This window comes from Methylobacterium sp. AC690 (assembly GCF_979256535.1).
In genome coordinates this window covers 127,473-143,211 of record NZ_CEEDOX010000008.1, presented here as the reverse complement: position 1 = coordinate 143,211, position 15,739 = coordinate 127,473, and the positions used below count along the sequence as shown (strand labels likewise).

17 protein-coding genes are annotated in these 15,739 nt (G+C 59.8%); 3 read left to right on the top strand and 14 right to left on the bottom strand.

Annotated elements, in window-relative coordinates:
* Window positions 1–387: 387 nt before the first annotated feature.
* The 14 genes from AC0IY1_RS11490 to AC0IY1_RS11425 all read right to left on the bottom strand — a co-directional run bounded on the left by AC0IY1_RS11490 (window position 388) and on the right by AC0IY1_RS11425 (window position 11,214).
* On the bottom strand, window positions 388–855 hold the full coding sequence (locus tag AC0IY1_RS11490; RefSeq protein WP_471769634.1) for a Ros/MucR family transcriptional regulator: 468 nt from the start codon (window positions 853–855) through the stop codon (window positions 388–390).
* Between the two features lie 163 nt (window positions 856–1,018).
* Window positions 1,019–1,453 carry a hypothetical protein gene (locus AC0IY1_RS11485; RefSeq protein ID WP_471769632.1) on the bottom strand — a complete coding sequence of 145 codons (435 nt, stop codon included), beginning with the start codon at window positions 1,451–1,453 and terminating at the stop codon, window positions 1,019–1,021.
* 5 nt (window positions 1,454–1,458) lie between these two features.
* Window positions 1,459–2,058: a recombinase family protein gene (locus AC0IY1_RS11480; RefSeq protein WP_471769630.1), complete on the bottom strand. Its 600-nt coding sequence runs from the start codon at window positions 2,056–2,058 to the stop codon at window positions 1,459–1,461.
* Between the two features lie 467 nt (window positions 2,059–2,525).
* Window positions 2,526–2,765 (bottom strand): DUF6894 family protein, encoded by a 240-nt coding sequence (locus AC0IY1_RS11475; protein WP_471769629.1) that lies wholly within the window; start codon window positions 2,763–2,765, stop codon window positions 2,526–2,528.
* 156 nt (window positions 2,766–2,921) lie between these two features.
* Entirely contained in the window at window positions 2,922–3,656 is a 735-nt protein-coding gene (locus AC0IY1_RS11470) for a Crp/Fnr family transcriptional regulator (RefSeq protein ID WP_471769627.1), read from the bottom strand.
* 146 nt (window positions 3,657–3,802) lie between these two features.
* Entirely contained in the window at window positions 3,803–4,063 is a 261-nt protein-coding gene (locus AC0IY1_RS11465) for a DUF6894 family protein (protein ID WP_471769625.1), read from the bottom strand.
* Between the two features lie 598 nt (window positions 4,064–4,661).
* The gene (locus AC0IY1_RS11460) at window positions 4,662–5,282 is read right to left on the bottom strand and encodes a hypothetical protein (protein WP_471769623.1); all 621 of its coding nucleotides are present in this window, start codon (window positions 5,280–5,282) and stop codon (window positions 4,662–4,664) included.
* 118 nt (window positions 5,283–5,400) lie between these two features.
* The gene (locus AC0IY1_RS11455; RefSeq protein WP_471769622.1) at window positions 5,401–5,742 is read right to left on the bottom strand and encodes a hypothetical protein; all 342 of its coding nucleotides are present in this window, start codon (window positions 5,740–5,742) and stop codon (window positions 5,401–5,403) included.
* 431 nt (window positions 5,743–6,173) lie between these two features.
* Window positions 6,174–6,593, bottom strand: coding sequence for a hypothetical protein (locus AC0IY1_RS11450; RefSeq protein WP_471769620.1), 420 nt, complete (start codon window positions 6,591–6,593; stop codon window positions 6,174–6,176).
* Window positions 6,575–6,793, bottom strand: coding sequence for a hypothetical protein (locus AC0IY1_RS11445; RefSeq protein ID WP_471769618.1), 219 nt, complete (start codon window positions 6,791–6,793; stop codon window positions 6,575–6,577). The genes AC0IY1_RS11450 and AC0IY1_RS11445 overlap by 19 nt, the downstream gene beginning before the upstream one ends.
* Window positions 6,790–7,365: a hypothetical protein gene (locus AC0IY1_RS11440; protein ID WP_471769617.1), complete on the bottom strand. Its 576-nt coding sequence runs from the start codon at window positions 7,363–7,365 to the stop codon at window positions 6,790–6,792. Before AC0IY1_RS11440 ends, AC0IY1_RS11445 begins: the two co-directional genes overlap by 4 nt.
* Before the next feature lie 1,663 nt (window positions 7,366–9,028).
* Window positions 9,029–9,958 carry an NAD-dependent epimerase/dehydratase family protein gene (locus tag AC0IY1_RS11435; RefSeq protein ID WP_471769615.1) on the bottom strand — a complete coding sequence of 310 codons (930 nt, stop codon included), beginning with the start codon at window positions 9,956–9,958 and terminating at the stop codon, window positions 9,029–9,031.
* A 4-nt stretch (window positions 9,959–9,962) separates the two neighbouring features.
* Window positions 9,963–10,706: a sugar phosphate nucleotidyltransferase gene (locus tag AC0IY1_RS11430; protein ID WP_471769613.1), complete on the bottom strand. Its 744-nt coding sequence runs from the start codon at window positions 10,704–10,706 to the stop codon at window positions 9,963–9,965.
* 316 nt (window positions 10,707–11,022) lie between these two features.
* The gene (locus tag AC0IY1_RS11425) at window positions 11,023–11,214 is read right to left on the bottom strand and encodes a hypothetical protein (protein ID WP_055956758.1); all 192 of its coding nucleotides are present in this window, start codon (window positions 11,212–11,214) and stop codon (window positions 11,023–11,025) included.
* 486 nt (window positions 11,215–11,700) lie between these two features.
* On the opposite strand from AC0IY1_RS11425, the gene AC0IY1_RS11420 reads away from it, so the two are divergent.
* The 3 genes from AC0IY1_RS11420 to AC0IY1_RS11410 all read left to right on the top strand — a co-directional run bounded on the left by AC0IY1_RS11420 (window position 11,701) and on the right by AC0IY1_RS11410 (window position 15,131).
* Complete coding sequence (locus AC0IY1_RS11420) at window positions 11,701–12,417, top strand: response regulator transcription factor (RefSeq protein ID WP_471769611.1); 717 nt, start codon at window positions 11,701–11,703, stop codon at window positions 12,415–12,417.
* Between the two features lie 319 nt (window positions 12,418–12,736).
* A complete protein-coding gene (gene pelG, locus AC0IY1_RS11415) occupies window positions 12,737–14,182 on the top strand; it encodes an exopolysaccharide Pel transporter PelG (RefSeq protein ID WP_471769609.1) in 1,446 nt (481 codons plus the stop codon).
* Complete coding sequence (locus tag AC0IY1_RS11410; protein ID WP_471769607.1) at window positions 14,175–15,131, top strand: endo alpha-1,4 polygalactosaminidase; 957 nt, start codon at window positions 14,175–14,177, stop codon at window positions 15,129–15,131. Before pelG ends, AC0IY1_RS11410 begins: the two co-directional genes overlap by 8 nt.
* The last annotated feature ends 608 nt before the right edge of the window (window positions 15,132–15,739 follow it).

Genomic DNA, 15,739 nt, shown 5'->3' with positions numbered 1-15,739 from the left:
GGGCAGAGTCGACTGGCCAATCCTGGATACCAGTCGCCCGAGCACATCGACTGTCACGCCTCCGGGCGTGTGGGCCTCCCGAACTACAGCGCACGCCTCCATGGGGATAGGTGTATCGCACTCGTCGAAACCACTTCCTGACCGGCTCGACCAGCCAATTCGCGGACGGGATACCCTAGCAAGCTACGATTGTTCGACTGCTCTCGTGTGTCAGAAGCGGCGATGCCGAGTAACCTCGGTATCGATTGACCGAGCCCTGATTTCTGGCACCGTTCGCAACCATCGCCAACGTATTCCGCAGCAGAGTAGGCAAGCTCGACTGTTCGGAAACATCCTTGATGTGGAGGGTGGTTGCGCGAGGGGGCCGCCTTGCAAGAGGGTCGAGGCCTACGCAGCCTTGCCACGCCCCTTGGCCTTCGGCTGTGGCTCCTCGCTGCGATCGCCGAGCCGGCCGAGACCGATGGATTTTGCCAGGGCCGAACGCTGGGCGGCGTAATCCGAAGCGACCATCGGGTAGTCGGCCGGCAGGCCGTAGCGCTGACGATAGCTGTGTGGATCGAGGCCATGGCCGGTCAGGTGACGCTTCAGCGTCTTGTACGTCTTGCCATCAAGGAAGCTGACAAGACCGCCCGGCGTCACGGACTTGCGGATCTGCGTGGGCGTCGGCTTCTCGTGGATCTCCTCCGGAGCGGGCTCGGCCGCTCCGCTGGCAAGCCGTGTGAGCGCAGCGTGGATGCCCTGGATCAAGCTCGGCAGTTCAGAGGTCGGAACGGAATTGTTCGAGACATACGCGGCGACGATGTCACTCGCGAGAGCAACGAAATCGACGGCTTGGTTGTCTGTGCTGTCTGACATGCTAACATCTGGGTGTGGAGAGCCAAGACAAAGGCATCGTATATGTCAGCGTATTGTTCAAGGCAAATTTGTTTGTCTATGAATTTTCCGCGCATGATAGGCGTCATCACTTCTTAGATAGCGCTTCGATTTACGAAAGGGCCATGGCGTCGGACATCTTGGGTCAGATGCTCTGATACGGCCCTTTGAAAAAGTCACCTATCGCCTTACGACGAAAGAGAGTTCGCCAGCGACGGCGTTGATGCTCAGCGCGATCGTGGTTCATGTGGCAGCGCTGGCAGAAGGCGGCGAGGTTCTCGGGCCCGTTGTTGGCGGTATCATGATCGCGGTGGCCAGTGGCCAGGACTACCCTCGTGGTCCGCACCCGTCCGAGGACATCATCGGCTCCGATCGCCAGACAGATGAAGCGTCCGGCTCCATCACGCCAAGAGGCTTCCTCCCCATCCCACCAACGACCGTCCCCGAGGTGGAAGACGCGCTGCCCATGCGGACGGGCGCAAACCTCGCACCGCCCCTTGGCCCGCTCGAAGCGGATCACAGCCGAGAGCTGCGGCCAGTCGATCGGATAGAAGAAACGGTGCTCGCGCCGGATCGGCATCCGGGTCAGTCCTGCCGTGCTGCCGCAGCCGCGGCGGCCTGGCTGCGGGTGCGTGCCTGGGGGAAGTAGCTGTAGAAGGTGTCCCGGCTGACCCCGAGCCGCTTGGCGATGGCCGCGATCGAGATGGTGCCCGAGTGCAGCAGGGCGCGGCCAACCTCGATGTCAGCCTCGCTAAGCTTCTTGGGCCGTCCGCCTTTGCGTCCTCGCGCCAGGGCCGCTTTCAGCCCCTCCATGGTGCGCTCGCGGTTCAGATCCAGGAAGTACTCGGCCATGGCACCGTGCATCTGCAGGGCAAAGCGCCCATGCGCCGTGTCGCTGTCGAACTGCTCGGTCAGCGAGCGGAAGTGGACCTCGTTCTTCCGCAAGCTGTCGATGGTGCGCATCATCTCGACGAGGGAGCGACCGAGCCGATCGAGTTTCCACACGACGAGCACGTCGCTCGGCCGCAGGTAGGCCAGCGCCGCCTCGAACTCGGGGCGCTTGGTCCCGGCCTTGCCGGACTTCTTCTCCTCGAACAGGCGTTCGCATCCAGCCTTGGTCAGCGCATCCCGCTGCAGGTCGAGGTTCTGGTCGAGGGTGGAGACGCGGGCATATCCGACAAGCATGTCGGGATACTGAATCAGGTGCGTTTAATCCGCAATAGAAATCCGGTCATATTTTCCCGACGAGAAGAAGGCGGTTTTCGGCTGTTCGAACCGGGTCGGTCTACGATGCCAGGAAAACGATCGGATATCCGACATATCGTTCAGGTTGCTATCGACCCTACTCAGACCTTCGAGCCGTCGAGCTATAACGACCCGAACTGACGCAAAGCGGTTCATCAATTGTGAACTTAACGCTGTTGCGATAGCCTTAGTTTACGGAAGGGTCTGAGGCGGTTCGAACCGCTCGATGAACCGGAATTCGTCCCACAAATCGATAGCATGCCCATCTACGAGGGCCTTTGCCTTCGCTCTGGCTTCCTCATCGTCGGATGCCGTAATGGGGATCTGGGTCGCGACATGACCGTCCGTGTCCAGTAGGATGGCGCAATACTGAGGGAAGCGACGACGCTCGATCGGGGGAGGCTCAGTCATCGGATCAGCCATGTGCCGGTATACGTCACGGCGGCCGAGTAGATGGGATGCCCATCCTCGTCCGTCACCAGCACTGAAAAGGCTTGATGCTCGCCGTCCTTGGGCACCTCGTACGCTGCAATCTCGGGCAGAACCGTCTTTGCGTGCTGAGCCGCCTCCCCAGGACCCGCGAATTCCATACCCTCGTCGTCGCGAAGTGTTTGGCCGTCATGGATGTCGAAGAAGTAGCGAGGCATAGGACTCTCCGCGCGCAGCAGGCGGGAGCACACGAGGTCTCACAGGCGCGGAAGGCCGAGGGTATGGCCGCGATGCGCTACACCATACGCCCTGTACTCGACTAAAAGTTTAACAAATGGGTGTGGGATCTTATCCCTGGGGGAACGTCTGATACCCTACATAGCGGGGTAAGGTGGAGCCTTCGGATGCAGGTGCAGGTAGTTCGGGTTGAAGCCTGCATAGCTTTGGATGGCCGCGACGTTGGGTAGGGTGACACGCCGCTCTTTGAACACAACCAGCTTCAGACCTCGCAACTCCTGCAGCACCCGGTTGACGTGTACGTTCGAGAGCCCAGTGGCGTCGCCGAGGTCTGCTTGGGTCAAGGGGAAGTGGTAGCTGTTCTCGGTCGCTAGGCCGACCACTTGGAGGCGGATCAGGAACTCGCAGAACAGGTGCGCGACCTGCTTGTCGGCCGAACGACGGCCCATGCACACCAGCCATTCCCGGAGGATCGCCTCATCGACCAAGCCAGCCCACTGCAGGGCGCGGCTTAAGATCGGATAGTTCCCACTGAGTTCATTCATGACTGAGCGCGGAATACGCACCACATCGCAGGAACTGATCGCTCCGATGCAGTGATCCATCGTCCCAAGGATGGACACGTTTAGGTCGCAGAAATCTCCCGGGATCAGGAAGGCAACGATCGACCGCCCGCCGTCTGGAAGCACCTTGTAGCGGCAGGCGAAGCCTTTCTGGATCAGGTGGACGTGATCGGGCACGTCTCCCTCCAAGATAAGTGCAGTCCGAGCTTGGACATCGCGAAGGCGCTCACTCGCTCCCGTCAGGGCCTTTTCTTCGGCTCCTGAGAGTACGAAACGGCGTCCAAGCTTCTGAATGAACGGATTGAGCATGTGCCCTCCTGGGCCATGCCCTCCGGTCGGTGTGACGACCTAAGCGACTGCAAGGCCAAAGGCTTCAGTTACCTCAAATATCTCCGCTTGTGTGGCAAATCGTATGGAGTTGATCGAAGGTCATAGCCGTTGAGAAACGAGAAACCTCATGGATGGCGTGGTTTATGCCACCCGCCCGACACCGTGACCTTTGCGCTGTATACGGTATCTCCGGACGCGTTACGGACCGTTGCTGTGAGCACCTGCTGATCGCTTTTCGGCACAGCATCTTTGGCGATCTCGGAGAGGACTTTTAGAACCTCAGTCCGAGCAGCCTTTTTGTCGGGATAGTCGATGCCGTCTTCATCCCTAAGCTGGGAACGACCATCGTCAAAGTCGAGATAAAGCTTTGTCATTACTGCCGCCATGAAATCCGCAAATCGCACAAGATAAACGTGTAGTTGATCGCAAGATTTCTGTCGCTAACAAAGATTAAACTCTGGCTCAACTGTAGGATATCCGACAAATGCAAGAGAGCTTCAAGACGGATTACACTCGCTTCAGCCGTAATCCAGACGTTCGGCGAACTTCCGCTTGCCACCCGACTCGGACGTTGCCGTATGCAACCATCCATGTCAGCAAAACGATCGTTTTCCTGACCTGCACAAATTGCTTCGACCACTCTACGTCAATCAGTACAGTGGAAGCAAAACTCACTTCCGTCATCTAAAACATGCGCAAGATCAAAGCCGCAGTTCTTGCATTCGCTTTTCGTTATCTTGAACGTCTGTCGGCATAAAAAACAATGAGCTTCATTTAATCCTGGCAAAACCTCTATAGTGTCTGCCGAAAAATTTCGGTTATCAAAGCGGGCTTCCCTGATGCAATCGGTGCATTCGAGCAGCCGGGATTTTTTCTGAAACCCCAACAAGCGGCGCCACATTTGCTCCGGCACGTATTCGCTAATCTCAGAAATATTTGCAAGAACGGCCGTTCTAGATGTGAAATCGCTATCAAATAAATCATCTAGCCGGATTTCTGAGAGGTATTGAAATCCTCAAGCCAATTTCTTTCTGGAAACATCTCTACATATTGTTGCGTGAGAATTTTTAGTGGTTCGATGACTTCTATCCTCTCTTTTTGTTTTCCTAAGTGCTGGTAACTATTCCGGCCGCGACGGATTTTTTCGATTTTTTGCTTGAAGTTTTCAGAAAGCTGTTTATCGCATATCGCCGAAACAACACGAAGCAAATCGCTAGCATCAATCGTTTTTAGATCTGTAAAATCTGTGTTGCTTTTTGCCCATTGTCTAATATCCGATCCCAAAAGCAGTAAATAAGGGCTTATTTCGCAAATAAAGGTTTTTAATGCTAGTTCCTGGCTGTGTTGTATTAGCGACATAACCGCATGTATATCGGGTTGAAGTGCGGCTTCATATTTAGCGAAATTGTCTTCACTTTGTTGTTTGGTCAGATGATCAAGCTCATCACCGGGGCTGGCGACAAGTTTTCCATTGTCCAAAGTAACGTTTATGTATCCCCATAAATTAACTCCCTCTAATAGCTTAGATGCTTCCTTCCATGCAATGAAATAAGTCCGGATCGCAACTTCGCGAAGTTCCTGTGCGGTTGGAACGTTAGAGATCATTACAATGTCTTAGCGATGCTAATGGCTGACCGATTTCAGTCATCGCAGGCAGTTTGCTCTATGAGCAGGAAGCGTCAACTCGCATCGAGCGGCAACGTAGACAAAACGACCGTTTCGCCTACGCGACCGCCGCGTTCGATTTGTCGGACGCCGCAAGTTCGGCCGCTAGGCCATCGAGCGGCAGGCGAGTATAGGCCCGAGCGGCAACGACGGCCCTCATGTCGTCAAGGTCGGCCTTGCTAACGTTTGTGAAGTCGCGCCCCTCCTCGATCAGGTCGACGTACAAGGTCCCGCGCGGCATTGCTCGAAGGTTCTCAGAGCAAACCGCGTACCTCAAGCGTGGGTGGCGCGGGCTTACTTCAGCGTGCTCGCGGAGCATTATGTCGGCGCACCGCCTCGACCCGCACACAACTAGGATCGGCGATTGTGTATCTCTGACGGGGGTTTCGTTGCCGCTCATGGGTTCCTCGTGTGTCTGGAAAACGACGGTTATTCGTCCGGCTCGTCTAGGTTGCCGTCCGAGCCCTAGCGGCCTGCCGGCGCCGTGTTCGCTTGTTGCCGGTCGCACAGAAACTGCTCGCCGGCGGTGCTGGCGCACGTCCGGCCGGGCCGGGATGGAATTGCAGTTTCTCGCCGGGGAACAGGTGCGCGATCCGGCCGGGGCTCTCTATGCCGTCGAGCCGGAATTGCAGTTCCGGCACCGGCCATAGGCCGAGGTCGGGCCAGCCGATTGACACGTCTCGCGCCGCAATCTCGACGTCGTCAATATGAAGCGTCGCCGCCTCAAGCACATATACGGGCATAGTTTTGGCTCTCTGTGCTTCGTCGGGAAAGTGTTTCTGGCTTCGATCAAACGACCGTTTGCGCGACTACTAGATTTTGTGCGGCGGACTAGGTTGAGGGCGTCGAAAGAGCCCTTATCCGCCTGTCCGCGGCCTTCATGTCTTCAAGGATGGCGCCCCATGTCCTCCGGGGTGGCGGATCGTCGAAGTCGACGCGCTTGCCGTTGACCTTCAAAACGCTAATCGCGCCGCAGTCCGATACCGTGCGTCCGCAAAGCCAATCCCCCTCCCATCCCGTAAAGGTGAAGGTGCCTCGCCCGCCGCATATCTTGCGGCTGATCCGGTCGCCCGGCTTGATCACGACCCGTGCGCGGGCGGTCGCTCTCGCAAGGCGCTCTTGGTAGACCCGACGCTCGGGCGTGTCTGGCCTGCTCGGCCGGCGCACCGGCTCCCACGGGTCGCCGCCGCTTTCGGGAGACGTGTCGACCTCGCCGCCTGTCGGTTGCTGGATCATCGCGCCGCGGCCCATGCTGCACGATCGCCGGCAGCTTCCTCGGGGGTGTCCTCCTCAAGCTTCTGCGCCCCCGTGGAATAAGGGCGGATCGCCTTGGAAAGACGATTGTATTCGGCCAGGAGGCGCTTCTCCTCGCGTTTGGTCTCCGCCTCATAGGAGGCTTCGCGAACGTGCTCCATCTGTCGCAGAATGCGCGAGAATTCCGATCGCTTCACCGCCCGCCCTCCTCGCGAAGGCCGGCGTAGACCTCAAGGAACCACGCCTTTGCCTGCTCGGGGCTGAGGATCGGCAGCGGCCACGCCGCCGGCTCTTTGCCGCCGGCATAGGATCGCCCCTCGCGGTCGGGCATGAGCTGATGCTGTTCGGTCGCCAGCATTTGCACGTCGGCGTCTTTGATGTCGGGGTGCAGATCGGCCGGCACGCCGAATCGCTCGAAAATCACCGCCTCGATCCGCTTTTCGAGGGCGCGATATTCCGGCAGGAGGAGCTTGAGGGGCTTCGACACGTCGCCAAGCATAGCCTCGGCCGCGTCATGTAGCAGCCCGGCGAGCCGGTGCGGCGGTGCAACGATCTCCGTGACGTGAACGCTATGCTGCGCCACGGAATAGAACCGCGAGCACTGGCCGGTAAACCGGCAGATCATCGCCAAGCCGTGCGCGATGTCCTCGATCGTGAAATTACAGTCTTCCGGCGCTAGGAAATCAAAGTAGTTTCCGCTCTGTAGTAGGATTGTCGGCCCCTTGCGCAGTCGCACGGTAGGGCTCTGCACTTGTGCGTTCGCGTTCATCTGATCCTCGAAAGCAAAGGGTATGCGGTGCAGCGCGTCCGCAGGGGCATGCCCTCACGGACGCATTGAAGGTGCCCACGATACTGTCCGTAAAGGCCGCTGCAAAACAGCGGACGTACGAATGAACGGACGACGCTTCAGCGGACGGGTTCGGACGTCAGGGCGGAGACGTTGGGCAGACCCGGGGGCAACCCTGCAACAACAGGAGCCATAATCGCACTTACGCGAACGGCTCTGCATTGGTTCGACCGTGCTGCGTTAAGTTTGCGCGGGACAGCAACTGCCAATTGGCATTTAATTATTACACTAGATTAAAATTACAAAACTTAGGAGCTCTCGATGGAAAATATATCGATCGAATCAACATTTGTCAGTTGCGCTTCTATCTCTACCATGATCCATCCTCATCGTATCCGAAACGGCCGTGCAAGGCAGGGCGGTGCAGTTTATGCCTACCTACAATGTCTTTACACGTAGGCGGCAGTCGGCTTTGCGCTGTGCCATCGCACAGGAAAGCCCCGTGCCGAGCTTTATACAGAACGAAATATGGGAATTTAGCGGAACTGTCAGGCCGTTAGAGCCAGTTCCAGCCGGTTTTCAGAGGAAAGCGGCGCAGGAAGCCACGCAAAGCATGGGCTATTACCTGTTTCATTCGCTGGTATCGGTCTAGTTCCTATTCAGGATGCCCACCTTCAAGTTGGCACAGCTGTAATCCTTACACACTTAGTCCATTTTCTTGCCTACGCACTTCCATCGCGCGGCACCTTCTGAAACTAAAACTGTTCCGCTTCAATGGCGATCTCCCTCGTTGGGCCCTCCTCCAGCTAAATCCTCGGAAGGTTCGACTGGCCAATTTTTCTTTGGTGCAGGCTGGGGTGCTACCCTGGGGAGCCTCACAGGCGAAAGAAGGCTTTTTCTTCTAGCAATGCTAGGCTTAGCAATAGGCCTAGGGAGATCTGCAAGGCCAATATGCCCAGGCTCGCCTCTTGGACCTTGAGGTCCCGTCTCTCCAGCGGGACCAGTCTCCCCACGTGGTCCTTCTACACCCACCGGTCCTTCCAATCCTTCAAAGCCGGGCAGTCCATTAGGGCCGGACGGCCCCATTTCCCCCATGATCCCCATCTCGCCTTGGGGGCCACGCGCACCCCTGGGACCTATCGGTCCCATCGGTCCAGCTGGACCGATTAGGCTTGGCGCTTGGATGCCTTGTTGACCACATTCTCCGACTACAACTTCCCTCACCTGCCTCAAGGTCCGCAGTGATATGATGCAGGAAGCAGGATGGTAGACGATCAAAAACTCAAACCTTCCTTTCCCGTCTGTCCGATGAGCGAACCTATCGTCTAAGACAATCTCAGAATTCTCCTCGTCAACAGATCCTAAAACCCATAACTCTCCGGCTGTTATTTTTGCAGCATCCACTTTGATCAGGGCGAAAGCGGGTATTGCGCCCATAAGAAATTTTATAGATGCAGCAACGTATGTAATATATTTTTTACCCACAGCCTATCCCCAAATTAAAACCCGATTTCGAACGCATATGAAATATAGTAATAATGAATTATTCGATATAAATATTCGATGATTCAATTATGACATATATTTAGTTTGATACGTTTGAATATAGTTAGGAACGTATATTTACGACGACAGAAAGGCAGGATCAGGCGGCGCGCAGGGGAGCCGTCAGCATCGTACCGGCGGCCTGGCGCAGGTCGCGCCGCGGCGGCTTCGCGCCGAGGGCGGCCAGAGCGTCGGGCGAGCCGACGATGACCCGGCGCTCGCCGCGGCGCAGACGGGCCGGGTCGCGGGCGATCGTGATCGGCTTGCCCGAGGCCAGGATCATGCCCTCCAGCAGGTCGCCGAGGCGGGTGGGTACGCCCGTGCACAAATTGACCACTCCGGAAGCGGCCGGATTGGCGGCGAGTTGGGCGAGGGCCCAGGCCACGTCGTCGACGAGGAGCATGTCGCGGCAGACCTCGATGTCGCCGGTGACGAGGGTTCCGCCGCCCGGTCCGATCGCGTCGATCTGCCGGGCGAAATCGCCCAGCGCGAGATGGCCGGGCAATCCCCGGCCGATCGGGTTGAAGATCCGCGCCACGAGCACGCGGATCCCGGTCTCGGCCGCAAAGGTGAGGGCGGCCCGGGTCTGGGCGAGCTTGCTCCGGCCGTAGGCCGTGAGTGGTGCACAGGGCGCATCCTCTCGCACCGGTACCCCATCGACGACGGCGTCGCCGTACTCGGCGGCGCTTCCCGCCACGATGACGGTCGGCCGCAGCTCGGTGCGGCGCAGGGCAGCGAAGAGCGCCTGGGCTAGGCCGAGATTGACCGCCTGCAATCCCTCCGGCGTCCCCTGCGTCGCGCCCGCGAGGTGGAACACCGTGGTGGGTCGGAAATGGTCCAGGGCCTTTCCCCAGGTCGCGACGCTCCAGTGCCCGGGCGCCACGGTCCAGTGCTCGGCCCGGACATCCCGCCGGGTGCCGACCGTCGCGACGGGCAGCCCCCGCCCGTCGAGGTGGGCGGCGAGGGCCCGGCCAATGAAGCCTCCCGCGCCGCTGATCAGGATGCCGCCGCCCGGCTGATGCGACGACATCGCGTCACGAGGCCAGGAACAGGCTGCGATCCGAGACGAACATCTGCTGGGCGAGGGCGAAGTCGTCGGGACGCCCGATGTCGAGCCAGACGCAATCCTCGTGGAAGCAGGCCACGTCGCCGCCGGCCGCCTTCACCTTGGCGATGAGGTTGGGCATGTCGAGGTAGGTATTGGGTACGAGGTGCTGGCGGACCGCCTCCCGCGACAGGGCGTAGACCCCCATGCTGACGAAGTGCGTGCTCTTCGGCTTCTCGCGATAGGCCGTCATGCGGCTGCGCTCGTCGATCTCGATCAGGCCGAAATCGATCTTCACCTCGCGCTCGAACACGCCGATCGAGATGTCGGCCCCGGCCTCCCGATGGGCAGCCATCATGTTCTTGAGGCTGAGGGTCGTGAGAAGGTCGCCGTTGGTGACGAAGAAGGCCTCGTCGAGGTCGTCCAGCATGGCGCCGAGGGCGCCGGCGGTGCCGAGGGGCTGGTCCTCGAGTCGGTAACGGATGTTGAGGCCGAGGCGCTCGCCGTCCCGGAAGAAGGCCTCGAGCAGGTGACTGAGATGATTCACCGCCAGGATCACGTCGGTGATGCCCGCGCATTTCATCTGTCGCAGCAGCAGCTCCAGGACCGGCATGTCGTTGAGCGGCATCAGGGGCTTGGGAAACAGCGCCGAATAGGGATGGAGCCGCGTCCCCTTGCCACCGGCCATTACTACCGCATGTTTGATCGCCGGGGTCGACGTGACCTGCGGCATCAGGTGCTCGGATGACGCATCGTAGAGATGCAACGCATGCGCAGTTTCCGAAGATCTCAGATGATGATCCGTCCGGTCTGGAACGACTTCAAGCATTGCAATCCCCTATTTGAATGAATTTAAATCAGAACCATTTGTAATAATAATCGAGATAATATTAGTCATTTTTTTAAGATTTATGGCAATCGCGATGGGGGGATTAGCGATAGCGCCTAACGGCAGCACGCTCTAATCTGATTGAGTTAGCATCAATGATATTTAGGGCTATACCATCATATGATCAGCCATATTCTTTAGTGATAGCTCCGATCGCAGGTTATCTGTTGCGCCAATCGGTGCGCTCGGCAGCCTCCGCCCGCAGGCCTTTGGCAAGAAGGAGATCGAACAGGATGATCCGACCGATTTCCTGCGTGCCCGGCATCAGCGCGTCGGCCCGGCACAGTGCGGCCAACGCCGCCGCGCGCTCCCCGGCCCAGGACAGGAGAATGCTGAGGCGCTCGACGTTCAAGGGCCGCAGCAGCGTTTCGTCGACGATGTTATCGGGATTTCGCGCTCCTGAGCCCGGTTCAGATCGAGGAGCACCCACAGGCGCGGCCGGGTCGAGGCCAGAGCCACCAGAGCCACCAAGGTGCGGGTGGCGGCCGGACGGAAAACTACCGCTGAGACAGCATCGCTATCTAACTAAAATTTACTCGTCAAAATTTGAGGTGATCCATTTTATCGAAGAGAAAAATATATTTGTGAATTTATCAAACGCTAATATTCATAAATTCTGAATTTAGCTCTTTGTAAAACTGTATTAATTCCGTTACGCCTGGATTCTCCGGATTGGTGGTCTGCGGTTCTGAGGCTCCACTCCGATAGATAATTGTCACATGTCACGGATGGGGCTTCAGCTATGCCGGTTGTGGACATCAAATCCGACATCCTAATTGGGAAGATTGAACAACCGACCCTCGTCATCATCGACCCCCGGGTCCTGTTTCGGGAGAGCTTGATCTCCCAGATCCAGAGAAGTGCCGACGCGCCCCAGGTCCTGGGCTTCTGCACCGTCGGACTTTGGCAGAAGACCGCCAAGGACCGGGCCCCGGCCTCCGTCGTCGTGATCGCCGCAACCCATCGCAGCATCGCGCAGATGGAGAGTGAGCTGGAGACCCTCGCCAGCGTCAGTCCCGGCGTTCCGGTCGTCCTCCTATCGGAACTTGAGGATTACCATCAGGTCACGGAAGCGATGCGACGGGGACTCAGTGGATTCATCCCCATGACGAGTTCCGTAAAGGTGGCCCAGAGCGCCATCGCCCTGGTGCTGGCCGGCGGCTGCTTCGTCCCGGCCGGGATCGTCTGCACGCCCCCAGCCCCACCGGCCGCCGAGGCGCGCGGACGCGGGTCGGTCCGGCTGACGGAGCGCGAGGCAGCTGTCCTCGGCGTCCTGCAGATCGGCACGCCGAACAAGGTGATCGCCTACAAACTCAATATGTGCACCAACACCGTGAAGGTGCATGTGCGCAACATCATGAAGAAGCTCCAGGCCAAGAACCGGACCGAGCTCGCCTACCTCGTCAACACCCAGGGCGTAATGTCCTGGGCCCCCCATCTGGGCGGCGCCTGGTTCCATGCACGACCTGATGTCGGTCCTGCGCGAGCCAGGGCCACATCGTTTCGCATCACATCTGAATTAGGATTATCGGAAGCTTTACTTGATCTATCTTGATTTATGTCGCAACAGTCAATCTAATCAGTATAGTGAAAATGATAATACATTAATCGCAATATTATTCTCTGTAGCATCAAAACCTACCGCGGCGAGCGAACGGAGAGTATGCTGTGACGGCTGCGGCGGTGGGTGAGCGGGGCGCCTCGGATCAGGATCTGCGTGCGCGCATTCACGCGGTGTTCGATCAGGACCGGATCGTCGGCCTCTACGAGGCGCTCTGCGACTCCGTCGACCCGGCCGCTCTCGACCCACCAGCCTCCGGACGGTCCGAATCCCTACGGGATACCGGACCGGCGGGGGAGATCGGGAGGATACCATGGCCGGCCTAGGCTTCGCCCTGGAGCGCATGACGCAGGGGCGCTCCCTGACCAGCACCGCCGGAGCCTACGTCTACGCGGCCCTGCTGGTGGCGGGCCCGTGGATCTTCACGGTCCTGGCGATCGGCGGCATCGATCTCGCCGCCTGTCCCGCCGACGACTGCCCCGGACTTCCGCTCTTCCGCTCGATCATCATCTACAACGCCCTGATCTCGGCGATTCTCACCGGTCCGATCGCCTTCGTCGGCACGCGTTTCGTCTCGGATCAGGTCTGGCTGAAGCGCGACACGAGCGTCACCTACGCGTTCGTGGTCGCGCAGGGCCTCTTCGCCGCCGTGGCCCTCCTCGTTGCCGGCCCGCTCTACCTGTTCGCCGCGGACCTGCCCGGCCCGGATACGGTGGCCGGCTTGCAGAACCTGCTGCTGATGGGCGCGGCCTGGCTGCTCATCCCCTTCATGGGCGCGATCCGAAGCCATGTCATCGTCGCCGTGGCCTTCGGTGCCGGTGCGGCCGTCATGGTGGCGCTCATCGCGATCGCCCCGAGCAGCGAGCCGCTGCGGCTCCTCACGGCCTTCAACATCGGGCTGACGATCATCGACCTCGTCCTGGCGCGGCGCCTGCTGCAGGATTACGGGATGGCGCTCGTGCCCGATGCCGCGCTGGCGCGGACCCTGCGGACGCATTGGGATCTGCCGCTGATCGGACTCACCTGCGCCCTCGGCCTCTGGGTCGACAAGCTGATCATGTGGGTCGCCGCGCCCGTCGGCGTCTCCACGGTGGGCGGCGCCTTCCGGACCATGCCGAACTACGACACGCCGATGTTCTGGGCGCAGCTCGCGTCGATCCCCATCCTGGCGGTGTTCTTCGTCCACGTGGAGACAAACTTCTTCCGCCTGAGCCGGGCCTTCTACGGCAGCCTCGCCCACGGGGTCAGCCGCCGCGACCTCGCGCGGATGCAGGCCCGCCTGTCACGCTTCGTGATGGCCAAGCTGTTCGGGTTGTTCATCGCCCTCGCGGCCGTCGCCCTCATCGCCATCCTGGTCTCCTACGTGGCGATCGAGCCCCTCGGCTTGCGGGCGAGCCAGATGGGCATCCTGCGGGCGGCCCTGGTCGGGATGGTGTTCCAGACCAGCGCCTCCTTCTGCTTCATCTTCCTGCTCTACTTCGACCTGCGCCGCCACGCCCTCGCGGTCTCGGCGACGTATTGCATCCTGAACGGAACGCTGACCGCCGCCCTCCTGCCCCTCGGATTTCCGTTCTTCGGCTACGGCAACCTGTTCGCCTCGGCCCTCACGTTCCTCCTCGCGGTGATGCTCCTCGCGCACGAGCTGCCCTGGCTGCATTTCCATGCCTTCGTCACCAACAACACCTCCCTGCGGTCGGCCGAGGCACGGGCCCGGCCGGTTCGCCGCTACTTCCGCCTCAGAAGGTCGAGCGATGCGTGATCCCGCCGACGGTCGCGACAATGCCGGGCGCCCCAGTCGCGTGCGCCCCGGTATCCTGCGCCCCAGCATCCTGCGCCGAAGCGTCCTGCGGCTCCTCGCCGGCCTGGGGGCCGCCGGCCTCCTCCTCGACCGGCCAGCGCGCGCGCGAGACCGGCTCCGCTACCCCCATCTGGCCTGGACGCTGTTCTACGGCGAAGACCTGGAGCCGGCCGCGTTCGAGGGCTTCGACCTCGTCGTGCTCGATCCGGGCTTCAAGGGCCCCCTGACGCCGATGCGAGATCGCGGGACCGAGGTGCTGGGCTATCTCAGCCTCGGCGAAATCAAGCGCACGAATCCCCTGTTCGCCCGGATCGACGACCCGAATCTCTTCATCGGAGACAACCCGAACTGGCCCGACACCGTGCTGTGCGACGTGCGCCGGCCCGCCTGGCGGACCCTGATCCTGGACGTCGCGGTTCCAGCCCTGCTGGAGCGCGGGTTCTCCGGGCTGTTCTTCGACACCCTCGATACGCCGCCCCATCTCGAGCAAACCGACCCGGAGCGCTATGCCGGCATGCGCCTGGCCGCCATCGACCTCGTCCGAACCATCCGCCGACGCCATCCCGACCGGATGCTGCTGATGAACCGCGGCTACGCCCTGCTGCCCGAACTCATCGGGCAGGTCGACGGGGTCGTCGCCGAGAGCCTGCTGACGACCTACGACGCCCCGGCGAACGGCTACCGCTGGACCGAGCCCAGCGAGCTCGACCCGCACCGGCAGGCCCTGCGCCCCCTCGCCGAGGCGGAGCCGCCGGTGCCGATCCTCAGCCTGGATTACTGGGACCCTGAGGACAGCGCGACCATCGCCAAGATCTACACCCGTGAGCGCGCCCTCGGCCACCGCCCTTACGTCGCTCAGATCCTGCTCGACCGAGTCCTGCGCGAGCCGCTGGCGAGCGCGCAGCAGTGACACTCCCACCCTACTTATCTAATTAAATCGATCAAACGAACCGTCGGAAAGCTAGGAGCGCTGATACACAGTGCTGCGGCGTGGAGCCAGCAGAGATAAGTGGACCTTCATTAATTCGTCGGTCCCTCAGGTCGCGCTGGCCCTGTGAGGATCAATTCCATTCCGTTGATCGCATTACGAAGTGACGCAAAGGCCTCCACTGTGCCGCGTAGATGGGCGACAACGACCCGCCTCGCAGTCACGCCCCCTTGTCCGTCTTCGTCTTGGATGACCGCAGTAAGTGCGACGTGGCCTACTGCCCCGTGCATACCGAAGACCGGCGCCTCATCCAGGAAGATGATCGGAGCACTTGTTGCGTTCTCTAGGGGGATTTGTAGTCTTTTGGCTTCGTCGCTCATTTTCGAAGCTCCTTATTTCAGTGGATCATACCTCCGATGTGGCGCGCTCGGGTACGCAATCCGAGTCGCATTTCGCCAACTCAGCTTAATTCATGTTCAAGCTCGGGTTGAGAATGATCCCTTTTGATATTAGTTCGTTTTAGAAAGCTCCCGTCGAAGCTCTTGCACAAACATCTGGGCATGTCCTGGAACGACAGATCGAACGTTTTT

Coding starts and splice junctions, on each gene's coding strand:
- AC0IY1_RS11480 (WP_471769630.1), bottom strand. CDS start 2,058: ATGCTTGTCGGATATGCCCGCGTCTCCACCCTCGACCAGAACCTCGAC.
- pelG (WP_471769609.1), top strand. CDS start 12,737: ATGGCCGGCCTAGGCTTCGCCCTGGAGCGCATGACGCAGGGGCGCTCC.
- AC0IY1_RS11410 (WP_471769607.1), top strand. CDS start 14,175: ATGCGTGATCCCGCCGACGGTCGCGACAATGCCGGGCGCCCCAGTCGC.
- AC0IY1_RS11460 (WP_471769623.1), bottom strand. CDS start 5,282: ATGATCTCTAACGTTCCAACCGCACAGGAACTTCGCGAAGTTGCGATC.
- AC0IY1_RS11435 (WP_471769615.1), bottom strand. CDS start 9,958: ATGTCGTCGCATCAGCCGGGCGGCGGCATCCTGATCAGCGGCGCGGGA.
- AC0IY1_RS11430 (WP_471769613.1), bottom strand. CDS start 10,706: ATGCCGCAGGTCACGTCGACCCCGGCGATCAAACATGCGGTAGTAATG.
- AC0IY1_RS11450 (WP_471769620.1), bottom strand. CDS start 6,593: ATGGGCCGCGGCGCGATGATCCAGCAACCGACAGGCGGCGAGGTCGAC.
- AC0IY1_RS11440 (WP_471769617.1), bottom strand. CDS start 7,365: ATGAACGCGAACGCACAAGTGCAGAGCCCTACCGTGCGACTGCGCAAG.
- AC0IY1_RS11465 (WP_471769625.1), bottom strand. CDS start 4,063: ATGGCGGCAGTAATGACAAAGCTTTATCTCGACTTTGACGATGGTCGT.
- AC0IY1_RS11475 (WP_471769629.1), bottom strand. CDS start 2,765: ATGCCTCGCTACTTCTTCGACATCCATGACGGCCAAACACTTCGCGAC.
- AC0IY1_RS11455 (WP_471769622.1), bottom strand. CDS start 5,742: ATGAGCGGCAACGAAACCCCCGTCAGAGATACACAATCGCCGATCCTA.
- AC0IY1_RS11490 (WP_471769634.1), bottom strand. CDS start 855: ATGTCAGACAGCACAGACAACCAAGCCGTCGATTTCGTTGCTCTCGCG.
- AC0IY1_RS11470 (WP_471769627.1), bottom strand. CDS start 3,656: ATGCTCAATCCGTTCATTCAGAAGCTTGGACGCCGTTTCGTACTCTCA.
- AC0IY1_RS11485 (WP_471769632.1), bottom strand. CDS start 1,453: ATGCCGATCCGGCGCGAGCACCGTTTCTTCTATCCGATCGACTGGCCG.